This is a genomic window from Paenibacillus sp. An7 (genome assembly GCF_009870785.1).
Taxonomy (GTDB): domain Bacteria; phylum Bacillota; class Bacilli; order Paenibacillales; family Paenibacillaceae; genus Paenibacillus.
Window position 1 is genome coordinate 26,363 of record NZ_WTWX01000016.1, and the last position, 21,074, is coordinate 47,436.

Below are 21,074 nucleotides of genomic sequence, written 5' to 3' on the forward strand. Positions count from 1 at the left end.
AAATAAAAGTGGTATACTCCCGTTAAGTAATGACAAATTATCCTAAATATAGAACCTCTGGAGGGTTGGTTACACTATGGTACAAAACTTATGGGACAACGAGAAAGCGAAGCAACTGAATAAAGGGCTTGATGAACTTGTGTATCGCTCCAATCTTATTGGAACGGATCGCCGTGTATGTAATTGGGGCGGGGGAAATACGTCAACGAAAACGGGGATTAAGGATTTTCGAGGAAGAGATATAGAGGTCATGTATGTAAAAGGCAGCGGATCTGATCTTGGCACCATGCAAGCAAAACATTTTACGGGACTTCGGCTTGAAGATATCAATCCTTTGTATGAATTAGATGAGATGCCTGACGAAGAAATGGTGGCATACCTCAGCAATTGTATGATTGATTCAAAACATCCAAGGGCATCGATTGAAACTTTGCTTCATGCATTTCTGCCATTTCCACAGGTTGACCATACACACCCGGATGCCATTATTAGTATCTGCTGTGCAGATAACGGACGCGAAATCGCCCGTGAAATATATGGAGATCGATTCGTGTGGGTTCCTTATATTCGGCCAGGTTTTACGTTGTCAAAAATGATTGCAGAAGGTGTCAGAAATCACCCTGATGCGGAACTAGTGCTTATGGAGAAACATGGATTGGTTACATGGGGAAACACTTCTGAAGAGACGTATGCGAAGACAATTCGCGTGATTCAAGAGGCAGAAGACTATATTGAACGCCTGGCACAGGAGAAAAAGACTTTTGGAGGAGCACGCTATTCATCGCTTAGTGAGGAAGAACGCCGCGCAGCAGCAACAGCGATCATGCCTTTGATTCGAGGAGCTGTCAGTGATGAGAAGAAAATGATTTTGACGTATGACGATGGAGAGGATGTATTAACCTTCGTCAATGGAATCAACTCGAAAGCTTTGTCACAGGTCGGTGCAGCATGCCCTGATCACTTGGTACATACCAAAGTGGTTCCTTTATTCGTGGAATGGGAACCGAAATTAGAAAATATAGACCAATTGAAACTAATCTTATCTGAAGAAATCCAGCAGTATAAACAGAATTACAAAGCCTATTTCCAGCGTAATAAACAGGAAGGAGATCAGATGTTTGAAAGTGCACCGCGCGTCATTTTGATTCCGGGTATCGGGATGATTAATACAGGAAAAAGCCATGCTCATTCACGAATTAGCGGTGCACTTTACCATAGGGCAATTGCTGTAATGAGAGGCGCTACTGCTCTGGGAGAATTTGTATCTCTCAGCGAAAATGAATCGTATAATGTGGAGTACTGGCCGCTTGAACTGTATAAATTATCACTCGCACCAAAAGAAACCGAATTCTCGCGTCAAGTTGCGCTCATTACAGGTGGTGCGGGCGGAATTGGCAGTGAGACGGCAAGGGTGCTGGTATCCGAAGGGGCACATGTGGCTATTGCTGACCTGAACTTTGAAGGAGCTCAGCGTGTGGCTGCAGAGATTAATGCGGAGTACGGAGACGGCAGGGCTCTTGCTATACAAATGGATGTGACAAGCGAAGAGCAAATTAAAGAAGCCTATTCTCAGTGTGCACTGACTTATGGCGGTGTTGACATTATTGTCAATAATGCAGGACTTGCAACCTCAAGTCCGTTTGATGAAACCTCCTTACAAGAATGGAATTTAAATATAAATGTGTTAGGAACAGGATATTTTCTAGTTGCCCGCGAAGCTTTTAAGGTAATGAAAGAGCAGGGGCTTGGAGGCAGCATGGTCTTCATTGGTTCTAAGAATTCAATTTACGCCGGTAAAAATGTGACCGCTTACAGTTCTGCAAAAGCACTTGAAGCTCACTTAGCTCGGTGTATTGCGGCAGAAGGCGGGGAATACGGAATTCGCGTAAATACGATTTTACCGGATGCCATCTTACAAGGTTCTGCGATATGGAATTCCAACTGGCGTAATGAGCGAGCTGAAGCTTACGGAATCGAACCGGACCAGCTCGAAGAACATTACCGCAAGCGGACAACACTGCTCGTTAATATTTATCCAAGAGATATAGCGGAAGGTGTTGCTTTCTTTGCTTCATCCAAAGCAGAAAAAACAACAGGGTGTATGTTGACAATTGATGGCGGAGTACCCGCAGCCTTTACGCGTTAAATCGGTAAGAGTCATTTGTTTTGTGCTTCATATTCGAAGGAGGGAACAGATTTGAAGGATAAAGCCTATGCACTATTCGAAGAGCAACAGTTAGCCAGAGGAATCGATGTGAGTTATGTAAAACAAAAGCTAGCCGAGCTAAAAATTGAAACTCCTTCTTGGGGTTATGGAGATTCCGGTACACGTTTCAAAGTATTCCAGAAAGAAGGAGTTCCGCGCAATCCTTTTGAGAAAATGGAAGATGCTGCTGTGGTCCATAGGCTGACAGGGCTCGCTCCGACTGTGGCCATTCACATCCCTTGGGATCAAGTGGATGACTATAGTAAACTGCGCTCTCACGCGGAAAATCTCGGACTGCACATTGGAGCTGTTAATCCGAATTTGTTCCAGGCAGATGAGTACATGCTGGGAAGTGTAACGAACAGCGACAGCAGAATTCGGCGCATGGCAACCGATCATCTTCTTGCCTGTGTAGATATCGCGAAAGAGACGGGTTCGAAAGATGTATCTTTGTGGTTTGCCGATGGAACCAACTATCCAGGTCAAGGCGACATTCGTAAGCGCAAAGGTTGGATGCAGGAAGCATTACAGGAAATGTACCAGGCACTAGCTCCAGATATGCGGATGCTGATAGAGTATAAATGTTTTGAACCTGCTTTTTATCATACCGATCTGGCAGATTGGGGCATGGCTTACAATATGGCGATGAAGCTTGGGGATCAGGCCCAAGTGCTAGTTGATACGGGACATCATCTCCCTGGAGCAAATATCGAACATATTGTAGCTTACCTGCTGGATGAGAAAAGACTAGGCGGTTTTCATTTTAACAGCCGTAAATATGCCGATGATGATCTTATCGTTGGTACCGTCAACCCATATGAATTATTCCTTATTTTTTATCAGATTCTGCAAGGAAGCATGGATGATGATGAAGGAATACGAAGCGGTGTAGACCATATCGCTTATATGCTGGATCAATCTCATAACATTGAACAGAAGATTCCTGCCATGATTCGTTCCGTACTCAATGTTCAGACACAATACGCTAAAGCACTGCTTGTAGATCATGAGGAAGTAGCAGCTGCTCAAAAAAATAATGATGTACTTGCTGCTGAACATGCAGTAAGAAAAGCATTTGAGTTCGATGTTACTCCATTACTTCATGCTGTGCGTGAAGAACAAGGACTTCCAGTGGATCCTATGGAAGCCTATCTAAACAGCCGTTATACTGCAGAAATTGCTGGGCGCGGCAAAGGAGGGGCTAGCTGGTGAGTGTCCTAGCCTTTGATTTGGGAGCCAGCAGCGGGAGAGCAGTCCTTGGACTGCTCCGTGACTCTCGCATGGAGATAAGGGAAGTGCATCGATTTAGTAATAATCCGGTTTTTACTGGGGAACACATGCACTGGGATATTTTGCGAATTTTGCATGAAATCAAACAAGGGTTGCTGAGAACAAAACAAGCGGGAGATAAGGTAAGCAGTGTCGGTATTGACTCGTGGGCTGTTGATTTTGGGATTCTTGGCAGGGACGGCGAGCTGCTCGGAAATCCATACCATTACCGTGATACGCAGACAAACGGTGTAATGGAAGAAGTGCTGAATACAATACCAGCAGAACATATTTTTCAAAAAACAGGGATTCAATTTCTTCCGTTCAATACCATTTATCAGCTTGCTGCCTTGAAAAAACGGGACTCTTATCTGCTGAGAGAAGGGGCGCACCTGCTGATGATTCCAGATTTACTCCGTTATTTTCTGACAGGAGAAAAACAGCATGAATTCACAAACGCCACGACAACCCAGCTGTTTAATCCCGTCATGAATGATTGGGATAGGGAACTAATCAAGCAGATCGGCATACCGGAAGAATGGTTTGGCCCCATTGCTCTGCCAGGCACGGAAGCAGGGATGCTTCGTTCTGAAGTGACCAAAGAACTCGGCATACTTCCCCTTCCCTTCATTGCGGTGGCAGAACATGATACGGGCTCAGCAATTGCTGCGGTCCCAGCGACGGATGGTCCTTTTGCTTACTTAAGCTGCGGTACTTGGTCTCTCATGGGTACTGAGGTAAAAGCACCGATCATTAATGAACAGACGCTTTCAAGTAATTTTACGAATGAAGGCGGTGTAGGTCATACTTATCGTCTCTTGAAAAATATTATGGGATTGTGGATTTTTCAAGAGACGATAAGAGAGTGGGAAAGAGAAGGGCATGATGTGAATTATGATAAACTTCTTCATTTAGCTGAGCAGGCTGTTCCTTTTCAGCAATTTATAGACCCAGATCATTCCATGTTTCTTCCAGCAGGGAACATGACTTCGAGAATACAAGAATATTGTATAAAGACCAATCAACGTCCGCCACAAACGCAAGGAGAGATCATTCGATGTATACTGGAAAGTCTCGCAATGAAATATCGGTATGTATATGAGCTGACAGAGCAGGTGTCTGAACAATCTTTCGGCGGGCTTCATATGGTCGGCGGAGGTATTCATAATCAGCTTTTATGTAAGTGGACTGCGAGTGCCCTTGGCAAGCCTGTATATGCTGGGCCTGTAGAAGCAAGCGCGATTGGAAATATTATTGTACAATGGATAAATGAAGGCGTTTTCAAATCCCTGAATGAAGCGAGAAAGGCAGTAAAGGAATCATTTCCAGTACTTACGTATGAACCGGAGAACGCAGAGGCTTGGAAAGAAGCTTATCAGGGATATGCAAAATATACAAACTTAGCTGCCTATGTATAGACCTAACAATAAGATGAGTTTCTCTAGATAAGAGGTGTACGCTGATGAAAGTCTCCCTATTTATTACTTGTTTGAGTGATGCCATCTATCCAGCGGTGGGAGAGGCCATGGTACGTATATTGGCTAAATACGGTGTCACTCTTCAATTTCCAAACGTGCAGACCTGCTGCGGTCAACCGGCTTATAACAGCGGATATTTTGACCAAGCAAGAACAGCGGCCAGAACGATTCTGGAAGCATTTGAAGATAGTGATTTTGTAGTCTCACCTTCGGGTTCCTGCACTTACATGATTCATCACTATAAAGACTTATTTAAGGATGATCCTGTTCTAGCAGATCAAGCAAGACGCCTTGAAGCGAAAACCTATGAGTTTACACAGTTTTTAGTTCAGGTGATGGGGATTACCGATATAGGTGCTAGATTCCCTCATAAAGTAACGTATCATCCCTCTTGTCATGGCAGTCGTTTATTAGGGGTGAAGGAAGAACCGATGGTACTTCTGGCAGGTGTCAAGGATATCGAGTTTGTTCCTCTTCCTTTTGCGGAGGATTGCTGCGGGTTTGGCGGGACCTTTGCTGTGAAAATGGCAGATATTTCAGGTGCGATGGTAACGGAAAAGGCAGAACATGTCGTCGAGACAGAAGCTGAAGTTCTAGTTGGTCTAGATATGGCATGTCTGATGAATATTGCCGGTCAGCTGCGCTTTCAAAATCAGCCGGTCCGGGTTATGCATCTTGCTGAGCTGCTATACGAAGGGGTGAAGTCTTCATGAGCATGGGAGCAGGAAAACATGCCGTTAGAGAACGCGCGGAAATTGCGCTGCATGACGAATTTTTACGCAGGGCGGTACGATTTACGACAGAAAGGCTTCGTGGTGGCAAAAAGCTGGCATCCGAAGAGCATGGCAGATGGGAAGAATGGAGAGAGCGCGGAAGACAGATCAGGCTTCATACCATTGCTCATCTGGATTATTATCTGAATCTTTTTACAGAGAATGCGAGAGCAAACGGAGTTCATGTCCATTTTGCCGAGACCGGTGAGGAAGCCGTCAAGATTGCCTTACAGATCGCCAAACACCGGGAGGCTCATTCTGTCGTAAAGTCAAAATCCATGGTCACAGAAGAACTGCATCTGAATCATGCATTGGAAGAAGCGGGAATCGAAGCGATTGAAACGGATCTCGGTGAATATATTATCCAGCTTGCCGGTGAGATGCCTTCTCACATTGTTATCCCGGCTATTCATAAGAATAGATATCAGATTGCCGAACTATTATCCAAGGTTGCAGGAGAAACGCTGGCTCCGGATACAACCATTCTCGCAGGATTTGTGCGAAAAAAATTACGGGAACGGTTTCTGGATGCCGATATCGGCATGACGGGATGTAATTTTGCAATTGCGGAGACAGGTTCCATGGTTCTCTTCGAAAATGAAGGGAATGCACGGATGGTGAGCACGCTGCCGCGAACGCAGATTACACTGATGGGCATGGAGCGAATCATCCCGTCATGGGCTGATCTAGAGGTTATGGCAACCCTGCTGCCAAGATCAGCTACAGGTCAGCGTATGACGATGTATATGTCAGGTATAACGGGTCCTAAAAGGACCGAAGATGCCGATGGACCCGAACAAATGCATATCATTATCGTGGATAACGGACGTTCTTTGCAGCTTGGTGACCCAGAGTTTCAGGAACTGCTGAACTGTATCCGCTGCGGTGCATGTCTAAACGCTTGCCCCGTTTATCGCCATATTGGAGGTCATGCTTACGGAAGCACGTATAGCGGACCGATTGGGGCTGTCCTAACACCAGCACTAAATAAGAATGTCGCTGAGTGGGATGATATAGCCAGTGCCTCAAGTCTCTGCGGAGCGTGTTATGAAGCTTGTCCTGTGAAAATCCCTTTACATGACATGCTTGTTTCTCTTCGCAGACGTAAAGTCGAGCAAGGGTATGGAAATAAAGCAGAAACCGCAGGAATGAAGGCTTTTGGAGCGGTCGTTAAGAAGGCTAGCCGCTTTAGTACAGCGATAAAAATGGGACAAATTGGTCAAAAACTAGTTGTGAAAAATGGCGAAATCACCTTAAAGGCAGGACCGCTTAAGGGTTGGAACAGTTACAGAGTAGCTCCATCGCTTGCAAAACAGTCTTTCAGACAGTCATGGAAGACGCTGGAATCTGAAATCCGGGCAGAGCATGTGGAGATGAACAACGATGTTCGCATACGAATGCAAGATATACTTAACCGTAGACAACAGGGGGACTTGCGAGATGAGTAAATATGGCGAAACTTGGCTTGCGGAACTTGAACAAGAATCCCGGCGCAAACAGGATGCATTTATGCAGCATATTGCTTCTAAACTACAACGACCACAGATAAAGGAACGACCCGCCAGACCCTTTCGAGGTTCACCTGATTTTTGGAATGAAACGAATTGGGATGACGAAAAGCGGGTTGAACAATTTTCTCTTCACTTCGAGAGTGTAGGGGGGCATGTCGCCCTCGTTTCTAACGAGCAGGAACTTCGTGCATGGATTGAGGAAAAAGCAGAAGAGCTGGAACCTAAACGGATTGTTTGTCAGGATCAAGAAGAGCTAAGGGCGCTCCACTTAGAAGATTCCATCCCCTACGCCAAAATTACCTTCTGGAATATGGAGGAAGGAAGGGATGAGAAAGTTCTGGCTGCTGAAGCGGATATTGGGATCGTGGTTGCAGATGGAGCAGCTGCCTATACCGGATCAGTGATGGTGAAGTCTTCCAAGGAAAAGGGAAGATCGGTAAGTTTACTGCCCACGGTACTGTTTCTTATTATTCCTAGAGAACGAATTCAAACGAGAATGGGCGAACTGCTTGTAGAACTCGATGAACAAGGCCGAGAAAACTTACCGGCAGGGGTGCATTTTATATCCGGACCCAGTAGGTCTTCTGATATAGAGAATGATCTGACCATTGGAGTTCACGGTCCTGGAATCGTATATGCGATTATATTAGGTTAAATCAAAAACAAGTGAAGACCTCCGAAGCTAAAAGATTGGAGGTTTCTTCACTTTTTATGTTCATCAAGCAATGGTTTGGGTAATGAATAAAACAGGGGATTAATATTTCACGTGATAAATGATGTAGGTATTTAACAATGTAAAGAGAATTGCTGTGATAAAAGTACCAAGAAAAGGTAGAAAATTCGATATTTTTCTAAATAAATATGGAACTTTTGACGTAAGGAATTATGACCTTATACCTGTTGTGCCACATTTTTCATCGTGATAGTGTAGATATGTAGGAGAGATTGAATAATCAAATCCACTTTTTTTTACATCAAAATGACTGGTTTACTATTATAGTCAGTTAGTTCTAGGGAGCAAGAATGAATTATTAATGAAGGATAACGGAGGGAAATGTAATGACAGAATCTGTTCAAATACCACAACCTAAAACCTATGGTCCGCTTGGAAATTTACCAATGATTGAAGGAACGGCTCCGATACAGTCACTATCTAAAATTGCAAAAGAATATGGTCCGATCTTCCAAATGCAGTATCCTGCTGGACGTAAGGAAGTATATATATCAGGTCATGAATTTGTGAAAGATGCGACAGATGAGAAGCGCTTTGATAAGAGAATATGGGCTCCGCTGCAAAATGTACGGCCGTTTACGGGTGATGGTCTCTTTACGAGTGCTACGAACGAACCTAACTGGAAAAAGGCTCATAACATTTTGTTATCTAGTTTTAGTCAGCGTGCCATGCAAGGGTATCACACCAAGATGCTTGATATTGCTTTTCAGCTCGTCCAGAAATGGGCGAGATTAAACCCTGATGAAACGGTGGATGTTCCGGCTGATATGACTAGACTTACGCTCGATACGATTGGGCTGTGTGGATTTGATTACCGTTTCAACAGTTTTTACAGAGAAGATAATCATCCATTTATCGATGCCATGGTTCGTTCTTTGGACGAAGGAATGAATCAGCTTCATCGATTAGGTATTCAAGATATGTTTATGGTGAAGAGAAAAAAACAATTTCAAGATGATAAACAGTTTATGTTTAATCTTGTGGATGATCTGATCAAGGAACGAAAAGAGCGGGGCGGGGGGAATAGTGGAGATTTACTTTCCCACATGCTCGAAGGTGTTGATCCGGCAACGGGTGAAAAATTGGACGCTGAAAATATACGTTTTCAAATCATTACTTTCCTGATTGCAGGACACGAGACAACAAGCGGGCTTCTGTCATTTGCAATCTACTACTTAATGAAGAACCCAGACAAGATGAAAAAGATTGTAGAAGAGGTTGACAGGGTCCTCAAAGATCCGGTCCCTACGTACAATCAGGTTAGAGAGCTCAAGTATACTCGAATGGTATTGAATGAAGCACTGCGTCTATGGCCTACTGCACCGGCATTTTCTCTTTATGCGAAAGAAGACACACAAATTGCAGGTAAATATCCTATCAATAAAAACGCCAGCGTAACCGTACTCATTCCGGCATTGCATCGAGATACTCGGGTATGGGGAGACGATGTAGAAGAGTTCAAACCAGAACGATTCGCAGATCCAAGCGCAGTACCGCATGACGCTTATAAACCATTTGGTAATGGACAAAGAGCTTGTATTGGACAGCAATTTGCCCTTCAAGAAGCTACTCTTGTTCTTGGTCTTGTTGTAAAACATTTTGAATTTATCGATGTTAATAACTATGAGCTTAAAGTAAAAGAGACGCTGACTATGAAACCGGATGATTTCCATGTAAAAGTACGCAGCAGAGGAAACTTATCCGCAGCGCTTATGATTCCTGGTGCTTCGGCAGTTACCGCACAAGAACAAACGTCAGAAGTGGACACAGCTGAATCATTGCCGGAGAATGCGCATCATACTCCGATGCTTGTACTTTACGGCTCTAACCTCGGTACCGCAGAAGGGATTGCTCGTGAGGTAGCAGACCGGGCTAAATATCAAGGGTTTGATAGTAATGTAGCCCCAATGGATGATTATGTGGGCGATCTGCCAAAAGAAGGCGTCGTGCTTATTGTCACTGCTTCTTATAATGGTCAGCCGCCATCCAATGCAAAATCATTTACGCAGTGGATTGAATCAGCAGAACCAGGCGAATTCGAAGGTGTTCGTTATGTTGTATTTGGTTGTGGTGACCATAACTGGGCCAGCACCTATCAGCGGATTCCAAGATTGATTGATGAAACTTTGGAAGCAAAAGGAGCGACGCGCCTGCTTGGAAGAGGAGAAAGTGATGCAAGCGGTGATTTCGAAACCGATGTGGATGATTGGTCGGAAGGACTATGGCCTGATCTGATGCAAGCATTGGATCTGAAGCTTGTAGAAAATGGCAAGAAGAAGGGTACTGGACTGAAAGTGAAATATGTCAGCGGAGTAGCTGCTGTACCACTCGTAGAGACGTACCATGCTGAACTTGGTCATATCGTTAAAAGTGAGAATTTACAACATGCAGAAAGCGGCAGAATTACTCAGCATATTGAGATTGCTCTTCCAGAAGGAGCGTCATATCAAGAAGGAGATCACTTGGGCATCTTGCCTGTTAATCCTGAGTCGCTCGTACAGCGCGTGCTAAAACGGTTTGCTCTTCAAGGAAGCAGCCACCTGGTTCTATCCGCGAGCGGAAGAAGCAGTGCGCATTTACCAGTAGGAACTCCCGTACGTCTTGATGACCTGCTTGCACGCAGTGTAGAACTGCAGGAACCGGCAACTCGTGCACAGCTGCGTGAGCTTGCAGCTTATACCGTATGTCCTCCTCATGCAAAAGAGCTGACAGCTATGCTGGATGATGAGGTATACCAAACCGAAATTAGAGCTAAGAGAATTACCATGCTCGATTTGATTGAAAGATATGAAGCTTGCGAAATTCCATTTGAGCGGTTCATGGAATTACTGCCTGCACTGAAACCAAGATACTATTCGATTTCAAGTTCTCCTAAAGTGAGTGAAAATATCGTAAGTATCACAGTAAGCGTAGTAAGAGACGCAGCATGGAGCGGCCAAGGGCAGTATAAGGGCATTGCATCCAACTACTTGGAAGGACTCGAAATAGGCGCCGAGGTATTCATGTTTGTACGTACGCCGGAATCTGGATTCCATCTTCCTGAAGAGGCGGAAACCCCAATTATTATGATTGGCCCAGGTACTGGAGTAGCTCCATTCCGCGGTTTCATTCAAGCGAGAAAAGTAATGAAGGAGCAAAATATGAAACTGGGCGAAGCCCATCTATACTTTGGCTGCCGGAATCCAGAACACGACTATCTATATAAAGAAGAGTTAGTCGCTGCTCAAGAGGAAGGCCTGGTTACGCTTCATACGGCTTTCTCGAGAGTGAATGGACAAGAAAAATGTTATGTACAGCATCTAATGAAACAAGATGCCGAACATCTGCTTAACCTACTGGAACAAGGAGCTAAAATGTACATTTGCGGTGATGGTACAAAAATGGCACCGGATGTAGAACAAACCTTGATTGCAGCTTATCAGTCTAAACATGGGGTTAGTGAAGAAGAGGCATTAGCTTGGCTGACCGGCCTTGAATCAGCTGGTAAATATGCGAAGGATGTATGGGCAGGAGCTTGATCTAACTTTGAATAGGAGAGCTAATCTCAGTGGTGTATTCACTGGGATTAGCCCTTTTTTTTATAAATTGCTGATTTGGAAAAACCTGTACATCCTTTACTATAGGCAAGTACAATGTGGATAGAGATTCGAAGACTATTAGCAGCCGCAGGGAGTGGAGTACATGTTATCGTTTCAAGTCATCAGTTTGATCGTATATTTAGGTTTGTCTGCTGTCATTTTTTGTCATAGTATATGGCTACGTGGGCGGGTGGGACAAATTAGGTTTGATGGCCAGGGAAAACAGCAATCCTTTCTTACTCTAGTCGTGTTTATTTTAGGCGGTGTTTACCTCATTTCAAGTACAGGTATCTTGAGATACGGACTCTTTATTATCGCTTTTATCGTGCATTACTTTGTAACCCGGTTCTATGTAGGAACAAAGGGAATAAAGTACGGCACACGTTTTTACTCTTTCGACCAGATCCGTTCCTATCGTGGGTATAACGATACAAATGAGATATCCCTCTACTTATATGGAAAGACGAATGATATTTATTTACGGCCGCGTATGTCTTATCATAGCAGTACCATTCGTCAGATTTTGGACCAAGCAGGAGTTGAGAGTGCTAACGATTCGGAAGATACTACCGAACATGGAGCCGTGAAATAAGACGTATGATTGCGTATGCTGTTTTGGATGTAAGACGTAATCATGCCACGACAATTGGACCTTTGCCCCATACTACATAAATCATAAACACTCTAGCCGCCCTTTAGCGGCTTCAGACTGTGAGGAAACTAGCTTACACTAGTTTTTTCTGCAGTCTTTTTTATTTCATATGCCAAAATTTTTATGATGAGGAAAAAAGGACCTGCAATCCTTTTCATCGTGACGTATTATATATTGACCAATTGTCCTTCATGACGTATTATATTGGCTGAGTATAAATTGAAAATATTGGTAATTATGACAAGGAGAGATAAAAATGAAGAACAAGCGGGTGTTTTTGTTTCATGAAGGAAATGCGTCTATGCGTGAGCTGCTCGGCGGTAAAGGTGCAGACCTAGCCGAAATGACAAAAGCTGGTTTACCAGTTCCCTATGGATTCACGATCACTACAGCTTCCTGCAGAGATTATTATACTCACCTTGGTCATATCCCGCTTACACTCATTGATGAGATTCGAACAGCACTTCGGTCTCTTGAACAAACGTCAAACAAGCGTTTCGGTGATCCGCTGAACCCTCTTTTACTTGCGGTACGCTCAGGAGCGGTTACTTCTATGCCTGGCATGATGGATACCATTCTTAATTTAGGCCTCACGGATGAAACCGTAGAGGGTTTTGCGTTAGCTACAGGTGACCGAAGATTTGCACTGGAATGTTATGCAAGATTTATACAGATGTATGGTCATGTCGCTATGGACATCGAAAATAATGCGTTTTCTAAAATTCTTCAGCAGTTAAACCGTGAATCGGAAGCAGAACATATCGGACAGTTACCTATAGAAAAACTGGAAGAGTTGATTAGCCAATATAAACAAGTGATTCTTCATCGTGCCAAAAAGTCGATCCCGCAAAACGTAGAAGACCAGTTAATTGATGCGGTACGGGCTGTTTTCCGTTCCTGGTCAAATCCAAGGGCTAAGGTCTATCGCAAAGTTCATAAAATACCAGAAGATCAAGGCACGGCTGTAAGTGTACAGGAAATGATTTTTGGGAATCGGGATGAAACGAGCGGTACAGGGGTTCTGTTCACGAGGAATCCTTCCACCGGCGGAAATGAGATGCTCGGTGAATACTTGCCTGCTGCCCAAGGAGAAGAAGTTGTATCCGGTACAAGAACTCCTTTTGGTATAACTTATCTCAAACAAACGATGCCGTCCGTATACGAACAGCTTCATGAAGCAGCTTCTTTATTAGAAGAGCTATATGGCGATATCCAGGATATTGAATTCACGATTGAGAAAGGTCAGCTCTACATATTACAGACGAGAAATGCAAGACGAACAGCACAAGCTGCTATGAAAGCAGCCGTTGATTATGCGGAAGAAGGGATTATTACTAAGGAAGAGGCACTGATTCGTATAGAGCCCGAACACTTGAATCAACTGCTTCATCAATCGATTAAGGTTAGAGAAGAAGATGAGATTATAGCCAGCGGACTACCTGCTTCTCCTGGCGCAGTAAGCGGACAGCTCGTATTTGATGCAGAAACGGCTGAATCCTGGGCATCTCTTGGAAAAAGAGTGATTCTCGTGCGCAGAGAAACGACTCCGCAGGATATTCACGGTGTTATCGCAGCAGAAGGACTTCTTACGCTCCGCGGCGGAATGACAAGCCATGCTGCGGTCGTGGCGAGAGGAATGGGGACCCCTTGCGTATGTGGTTGTGAAGAACTAGAACTGCGAGAAGATACCAAAGAGCTGATCTGTAGTAACCAAATCTTCCGCGAAGGAGATGTCATATCGATTGATGGCGGAACAGGAAAAGTGTATGCCGGAGAAATCGAACTGAGGGAGCCTGAAATCTCTGAAGAATTAACACGGATGCTGGATTGGGCAGATGAAGTGAAACGAATGAAAGTCTTTGCTAACAGTGACCACCCTCATGAAGTGAGACTCGCTCGTAAATGGGGAGCGGAGGGAATTGGATTATGCCGTACAGAGCATATGTTTTTATCTCCATCAAGACTTCCGCTAGTACAGAGAGTCATTGTCGCAGGGAGTAATCAAGAGCGTCAGGAAGCACTCCAAAGACTACTACCTGTACAGCAATCGGATTTTGTGGAAATTTTTATGGAGATGGATGGACTGCCCGTGACAATCAGGCTGCTTGATCCGCCGCTCCACGAATTTTTGCCTAAACTTGAAGTGCTTGAAGGAAGAAGAGAACATCTGAAGATGATTACTCTCGATGGGGATACAGATGAACTTGAGAAGGTAGATCGTGTAATGCAGAAGGTGAAAGAATTGAAAGAGTCGAACCCCATGTTAGGTCAAAGAGGAGCAAGACTTGGCATCGTCTTTCCCGAAATCTACGATATGCAGATCGAAGCGATATTCAGAGCCGCGCTGCAATGTATTCATCAAGGGATCAAAGTACTGCCCGAGATCATGATTCCACTGATTGGTCACGCAAATGAGTTATCTGTCCTGCGTAAATTAGTTGATGAAGTAGCAGAGCAGGTACTTAGGGAAGAACGAATCCATTGTCCTTACCGTGTAGGTACGATGATTGAGGTTCCTCGTGCTGCACTTACGGCGTCACAAATAGCAGAGCATGCCGACTTTTTCTCGTTTGGCACGAATGACCTGACTCAGATGACACTGGGATACAGCCGAGATGATGCAGAGCGGAAGTTTTTAAACCATTATGTAGAACAAAAGATTCTTCCTGCGAATCCATTTGAAGTATTAGATCAAGAGGGAGTGGGTGAACTGATTCGCATTGCACTTGAACAAGGAAGGTCCCTTAAACCAGAACTTGCAGCAGGAATCTGCGGAGAACATGCAGGGGAGCGAGATTCTATTTTCTTTTTCCATAACGCAGGACTGGATTATATTAGCTGCTCTCCTTACCGTGTGCCGTTTGCACGGATCGCTGCTGCCCAAGCACAAATTCAAACTTCGAATATAACGAAGACATCACAGGGTGAGAATAAGGTATCTTCTACAGCATAAGAGATAGTTAACAAATCACGCTGGAGGGTGAATAAAATAGAACTTACCGCACGCCAACAGCAAATTATTGACATTGTGCAGAAGAAGACACCGATTATTGGAGATCAGATCGCTGAACAGCTGGGCTTGCCTAAACCAACGATACGCAGCGATCTTTCTCTTCTTGTCATGACACAGTACTTGTCTGCAAAGCCCAAGGTTGGATATTTTCCTGGTGAGCGTCTGACGACGAAGGAACCGCTTCGAACTGCGTTAGTGAATATGAAAGTTAAAGATATTCAAAGTGTTCCGGTCGTAATTAATGAAGATGCAACGATTCACGAAGCTGTCGTTGCTCTCTTTTTAGAAGACGTGGGGACTCTATTTGTTATTAACAAAGAAGGTAGACTTTCTGGCATTTTATCTCGAAAAGACCTCCTGAAGATGACGCTTGGGAACCAAGATCTATCCGAAGTGCCTGTATGTATGCTGATGACGAGAGCCGTACAGATCATTGCCGTTACACCAGAAGATCATGTCGTAGAGGCTGCACAGAAAATGATTAATTATGAAGTGGACAGTCTTCCTGTCATTCGAACGTGGAATCAAGAGGATGGGTATGAAGTCGTTGGCAGAATAACGAAGACCACCATAACCAAGCTTGTCGTTCAGATCGCAGTAGAATAGGCCGCTGGAGGAGAAAATATGCAATTTGTTGCTATATGCTCGGATTCACTCGGGGAGACTGCAGATCTTGTTGTGAGAGCTGCATTGCACCAATTTGAATCCTTGCAAATTCAGATTAAACGTTATCCCCAAATTCGCAGTGAGGAAGAGATCCGCGATCTAATGGAAGAAGTTCATCGAATGTCAGGGTTTGTTGCTTATACTCTTGTGCAGCCAGAACTTCGTGAACTGATCAAAGAAGAGTCCATTCGGCTGAGTATCCGAACAGTGGATATTATGGGGCCCATGATGCAGGCATTTATTGATACATTTCATGATTCTCCTACGCAAAGACCAGGGGTGCTCCATCGCCTGGATGAAGACTATTTTCGCCGGGTAGAAGCCGTTGAGTTCGCAGTAAAATGTGATGACGGCAAAGATACCAGTGCAATTCGAAAAGCGGATATTGTCCTTCTTGGTGTGTCCCGAACTTCGAAAACGCCGCTCAGTATTTTTCTGGCCCATAAAGGGTATAAGGTCGTAAATTATCCTGTCGTGCCTGAGATCAAACCCCCTGATCCGCTTAATGAAGCGATCAAGGGTCAAGTCATCGGTCTTACGATGGACGCAGAACATCTGCTCAAAATTCGCACAGAACGTCTAAAAGTCATGGGTTTGCCGCATGGTTCTAATTATGCTTCGCTTGCTAGAATTGTGGAGGAACTCGAATATGCATACAACCTATTTGATCGGTTAGGCTGCCCGGTTATTAATGTTACAGACAAAGCGATTGAAGAAACAGCGGGAATGATACTTGGTTATATATGAAACCGCCTTCTGGCGGTTTTCTGCTTCTTTTGATACGATAATAGATAAGACAAATGCGTATAGGGGGGAGCCGCTTGTTAACAACAACGGAGTACCAGAATATTACGATAGAACCTTTTGGGGAAGAGCATGAACATTTTTATATGAAGTTAAAAGAGCTATCAAAAGTAGATGACCAGGAACATGTACACCCGGCGAAGTCAGAAGTTGCTTTTGTTGCGCTTGCTGATCGAGTTCCAGCTGGCATGATTTTTACCTATCATCGTCCGTTTCATCCCTATTGTACCTATATTTCACTTCTCGTCTTACCTTCAAGTGATCGAATGCTGATTGCATCGAGATTGTTAGATTCTTTATCAGCGCACAGAATGGTATACCCGCTTCAAATCTCGGTTTGGGAAACCGACTTTGCGATGAAGCAGGCACTAGTTAAGCAAGGTTTCTATGAAATTAGAAATACATATAACGTACATATTGCGACGTCTCAGTGTGGATTTATCAGAGATGAGGAGTACTTTATGAACCGCCGCTCAGATTATGAGCTGTTATCACTGTCAGAATTTCTTGCGAGAGAACAGGGGGAAGAAGAACTAGTACATCTTGTGAAAAAAACTTATGAACATACGCACCGGGCGAATCCACCGGGTTTGTTCGATCGATCACGCTGGAAGGCATTCCTCCATGGACAAGATTTGGATTCACAAGGTTCTTATGTTGCTCTCAATGCCACGAACGGTCATTGTGCCGGATTTGCCTTGCTTCATTCGACTTCAGAGAACGGAGTGGCGGAAATGGGTTGGAGAGGTGTGGCATCTTCTGAGCCAATGGATCTAATTATGCTGCTTACGAGAGAACAAATGAGATACGCCGCTGATAATGGAATCAAGCAGCTTACTTGCGAAGTAGACAGTACAGATCCTTACCAAATGGAGATGCTGCATGTGTATCCGTTTGAACCTGCTCCCGCATGGGTTACTTATCATAAACAAAGATAATGACAGGAGTTGAATTTCTCATGGTGATAAGAGAACAAGCAGAACATTTTATTATGATTGAGCAGCATGAACATGCTAGATTAAGCGGAGAGATTGCCAAGCATTTGAAATCAGAATATTTCATACATGAGAAAGATAGACAAGATGTCATTTATGCAATCACACAGCACGATCGTGGGTGGATACGGCTTGATGCACACCCCATCTGGAACGAAGTCACTAACGCTCCTTATTATTTCGTTGATTACCCTTATGCGGTTAAGCTTAAAATGTACCAAGTTGGAATTCAGGAAGTAGAATCCGTGAATCCTTATGCTGGTTACTTAGTAAGTCACCATTTTTCCACCTTTCCTGATATTAATAATGGAACCGATCCATTCAGTATTTCTTTTAATCAGGAGGAGAAGCAGAGACAAGACCAACTGAAACAACAACTGGGCTTGATTCAAGAGACTGAAATGAAACAACATTATCACTTACTTCAATTATGTGATGATCTCTCTCTTTACGTATGTATGAATGAACCAGGGGTAAGCAAAGAAAAGGAACATCCTTGGTTCCAGAAGGGGCTCGGATCCGCTGCGGTTCTTTTTCAAGAAGGATCAGAATCCGTCCAAGCATGTTGGAAAAATGAAGATACGGTGGAGGTGCAGCCTGCTCCATTTAGTGAGTCTTTTGAGGCGGATTTATTGTACCGAAAGGTAGCAAAAAAAGAGATTCGAGATAAAGGACTAAACAAAGCGTATCACGAAACAGAGCCGGCAGTTCAAAAAATCACGTACACATCGTAAAAATATAAAGCTTATAGAAAAGAAACAGCCCTTCAGCGGTCGTTTCTTTTTTGTTTGTTAATTTTTTTCTTTCTCCGAAATGGAAGGCGGATCAAATCAGTGTTATAATGAATCAAGAATTTTGTAAAATAGAAATCAATTTTGATAAATGGGGTCATGATTTTGAAAAAAACGATGAAGGGGCTTCAGGGGTCCTTATTTGTTGTTGTATTTGTTTTACTTTTGGCAAAGTTTGCCTTATTCCGTTTCTTCGTTTTTAGAGATTTATCACTGGACCGTTTAGGTGCAGATGCCCTAGCGATTCTCGTTATTCTAAGCCTATGGGAACTGATTAGTCCGCGCAAATGGAAAGGCAGTGCTTATTTCGTACTAAATACACTCTTTTCTCTCATTTTGTTCGCAGCAACGCTGTATAACGTGCAGTTTGGCTCTATACCTACTTACACAACGCTACTCAGCTTGAATCAGATTCCGCAAGTAGCAGGAAGTATTGGTATGCTCATTAAACCGATCCATTTCTTATTTTTCGCTGATGTAATCTTAATGGCAATTTGGTGGTTCTACCAACGCATGCAAGGCAAACGCCGATTGTATACGAAACAGCTTTCCCGGATCTCTATAGTTGCGGTCGGAGCCATTTGTGTTATTCTCTCCGGTTTAACGATTGCGAAAGATGGTACGATCGAGAATGAAACCGTTCGTGCAGATGAACTGGGATTTCTGAATTATCAGATTGCTGCCGCGATTCATGCGAAAGCAGAGAATAAGGCAATCGCTGCTGGGAATCTGGAAGAGACCATTAAGAAAGTTAATGATCTGAAGTCATCTTATCCTTATCAGACCTCGGAGAAGGATCCTGATGTGAAACCAGAAGGATATGGAGCGATGAAAGGTAAAAATGTCATTGTCGTGCAGCTTGAATCTTTCCAGCGTTTCCCGATCGGGCAATCGGTAGAAGGTCAAGAAGTTACACCGGTTCTGAATGAACTTGTAAAAGATAGTCTTTATTTCACAAATGTCTTCCAGCAGATTGGGCAAGGAAATACTTCGGATGCTGAATTTATCTCAAATACATCGATTTATCCGCTTGGCACGATTGCCATGTCTACCGGGTATGGAGACCGCGTACTTCCGAGTCTGCCGAGACTGCTGCAAAATGAAGGATATACAGCCGAAACATTTCATGTGAATTCGGTTAGCTTCTGGGATCGAATTAAGATGTATCCTGCACTGCATTTTGATCAGTATTTTGATAAGCCCTATTACAATAATGATGATTATAATGAAATGGGAGCTTCCGATGAAGAACTATTCCGTGTTGGAGTTGAAAAACTGGCAGAGTTAAAAGCACAGAACAAACCTTTTTACGCTCAGTTTGTAACGGCTTCGAGCCATTCTCCATTCAAAGTGAAACCGGAATTTGTGAAGTGGAATACTCCTGCTTCTATCGAAGGAACAGCGCTTGGGGAATATTTGACTTCACTGAATTATGCGGATTATGCGCTTGGAACGTTGATCGATGGTCTAAAAGAACAAGGATTATGGGATGAAACAGTGCTTGTTGTATATGGTGACCATTTCGGATTACAGAATCAAAGTACTTCCCCAGAAGAAGTCGAAGCAGCACTTGGTATTCCGTATCATGAACAGGTAAGCAGGTTTAATATTCCTCTAATCATTCATGTGCCAGGGATGGAAGGGCAAGAAATTGAGACGGTCGGCGGACAGATGGATATTCTGCCTACGGTCAGCAATCTGCTCGGTATTTCACTTGAGGACACGAAGTTTACTGCATTCGGTCAGGATCTGCTGAATGTGGATCAAAATGTGATTGGAATGCGATATTACTTGCCAACGGGTTCTTTCTTCAATAATGATATTATGTTTGTTCCAGGTACTGGGTTTGAGGACGGAACTGCTATTTCACTTGAAACCCTGACTCCTGTGGAAGACTTTGAAAAATATAAGTCAGACTATGATTACATTATGCAGCTCATGAAGTTGTCTGATGAATATGTGAAGCTGCTTCCAAAACGCGGATTATAAAAATAGAATCGCAAAGGCACCGTATGATGATACGGTGCCTTTTGGCAGGAAAAATGAAAGACAAGAGGAGAAGAACTGATGATCAAAAATGAAAAGATAAAAGCATCAGAAGTACATGTGACAGGTCTAGCTGGAGAAGATTTCGGACTTATGTCTACATCAGAAGCGTTGAAGCTAGCAAAGGAGTTAAAAGTGGACTTAGTATGCACCTCACTCATGACAAGTCCGCCGCCTTGTAAACTGATTGGGGCGGGTGCAGCGAAACAGGAAGCACTTGCTGACAAACGTAAGGACAGAGCGCCAAAGACGAAGGAGATCAGGCTGACACCTCATATTGAGGAGCATGATTATGATACCAAAAGAACACAGATGGAGCGGATTCTAAAAACCGGTGATATTGTAAAGCTGGTTGTGAAGATTCAAGGAAAGCAAGGAGAGGCAGCTAAGAAATTACTTGAAGACTTCATTCGGGATTTAAAACCATTCGGGAAACCAAGTACAGGAATCCAGCTTAGCGGTAAACAGGCAGTTGTGGAATTACATCCTTAAAAAAATGTTGTTAAATTCAAGGTAGAGTTATTGGAATACAGATGATTTAACGCTATAATCTTAAAAG

The 21,074-nt window shown here is 43.7% G+C and carries 15 protein-coding genes; all 15 read left to right on the forward strand.

Annotation, left to right across the window (positions count from 1 at the left end):
• Positions 1 to 76: 76 nt before the first annotated feature.
• Complete coding sequence (locus GQY27_RS16055; protein ID WP_160036238.1) at positions 77 to 2,146, forward strand: bifunctional aldolase/short-chain dehydrogenase; 2,070 nt, start codon at positions 77 to 79, stop codon at positions 2,144 to 2,146.
• 51 nt (positions 2,147 to 2,197) lie between these two features.
• Positions 2,198 to 3,418 carry an L-rhamnose isomerase gene (gene rhaI, locus GQY27_RS16060; RefSeq protein WP_160036240.1) on the forward strand — a complete coding sequence of 407 codons (1,221 nt, stop codon included), beginning with the start codon at positions 2,198 to 2,200 and terminating at the stop codon, positions 3,416 to 3,418.
• Entirely contained in the window at positions 3,415 to 4,893 is a 1,479-nt protein-coding gene (locus GQY27_RS16065) for a rhamnulokinase (protein WP_160036242.1), read from the forward strand. Before rhaI ends, GQY27_RS16065 begins: the two co-directional genes overlap by 4 nt.
• A 44-nt stretch (positions 4,894 to 4,937) precedes the next feature.
• Positions 4,938 to 5,666 (forward strand): (Fe-S)-binding protein, encoded by a 729-nt coding sequence (locus GQY27_RS16070; protein WP_160036244.1) that lies wholly within the window; start codon positions 4,938 to 4,940, stop codon positions 5,664 to 5,666.
• The gene (locus GQY27_RS16075) at positions 5,663 to 7,174 is read left to right on the forward strand and encodes a LutB/LldF family L-lactate oxidation iron-sulfur protein (RefSeq protein WP_160036246.1); all 1,512 of its coding nucleotides are present in this window, start codon (positions 5,663 to 5,665) and stop codon (positions 7,172 to 7,174) included. Before GQY27_RS16070 ends, GQY27_RS16075 begins: the two co-directional genes overlap by 4 nt.
• Entirely contained in the window at positions 7,167 to 7,892 is a 726-nt protein-coding gene (locus tag GQY27_RS16080; RefSeq protein WP_160036248.1) for a LutC/YkgG family protein, read from the forward strand. The genes GQY27_RS16075 and GQY27_RS16080 overlap by 8 nt, the downstream gene beginning before the upstream one ends.
• 404 nt (positions 7,893 to 8,296) lie before the next feature.
• On the forward strand, positions 8,297 to 11,488 hold the full coding sequence (locus tag GQY27_RS16085) for a bifunctional cytochrome P450/NADPH--P450 reductase (RefSeq protein WP_160036250.1): 3,192 nt from the start codon (positions 8,297 to 8,299) through the stop codon (positions 11,486 to 11,488).
• A 163-nt stretch (positions 11,489 to 11,651) separates the two neighbouring features.
• Positions 11,652 to 12,140 (forward strand): hypothetical protein, encoded by a 489-nt coding sequence (locus tag GQY27_RS16090; RefSeq protein WP_160036252.1) that lies wholly within the window; start codon positions 11,652 to 11,654, stop codon positions 12,138 to 12,140.
• A 316-nt stretch (positions 12,141 to 12,456) separates the two neighbouring features.
• On the forward strand, positions 12,457 to 15,153 hold the full coding sequence (ppdK, locus tag GQY27_RS16095; protein ID WP_160036254.1) for a pyruvate, phosphate dikinase: 2,697 nt from the start codon (positions 12,457 to 12,459) through the stop codon (positions 15,151 to 15,153).
• A gap of 27 nt (positions 15,154 to 15,180) precedes the next feature.
• Positions 15,181 to 15,819, forward strand: coding sequence for a transcriptional regulator CcpN (gene ccpN / locus GQY27_RS16100; RefSeq protein ID WP_236570630.1), 639 nt, complete (start codon positions 15,181 to 15,183; stop codon positions 15,817 to 15,819).
• Between the two features lie 18 nt (positions 15,820 to 15,837).
• Positions 15,838 to 16,626: a pyruvate, water dikinase regulatory protein gene (locus GQY27_RS16105; RefSeq protein WP_160036256.1), complete on the forward strand. Its 789-nt coding sequence runs from the start codon at positions 15,838 to 15,840 to the stop codon at positions 16,624 to 16,626.
• Positions 16,627 to 16,700: 74 nt separating this feature from the next.
• Complete coding sequence (locus GQY27_RS16110; RefSeq protein ID WP_160036258.1) at positions 16,701 to 17,621, forward strand: GNAT family protein; 921 nt, start codon at positions 16,701 to 16,703, stop codon at positions 17,619 to 17,621.
• Positions 17,622 to 17,641: 20 nt separating this feature from the next.
• The gene (locus GQY27_RS16115; protein WP_160036260.1) at positions 17,642 to 18,412 is read left to right on the forward strand and encodes a DUF3891 family protein; all 771 of its coding nucleotides are present in this window, start codon (positions 17,642 to 17,644) and stop codon (positions 18,410 to 18,412) included.
• 156 nt (positions 18,413 to 18,568) lie between these two features.
• The gene (locus GQY27_RS16120) at positions 18,569 to 20,458 is read left to right on the forward strand and encodes an LTA synthase family protein (protein WP_201450740.1); all 1,890 of its coding nucleotides are present in this window, start codon (positions 18,569 to 18,571) and stop codon (positions 20,456 to 20,458) included.
• A 78-nt stretch (positions 20,459 to 20,536) separates the two neighbouring features.
• Entirely contained in the window at positions 20,537 to 21,007 is a 471-nt protein-coding gene (gene infC, locus GQY27_RS16125; RefSeq protein WP_160036264.1) for a translation initiation factor IF-3, read from the forward strand.
• Positions 21,008 to 21,074 lie beyond the last annotated feature (67 nt).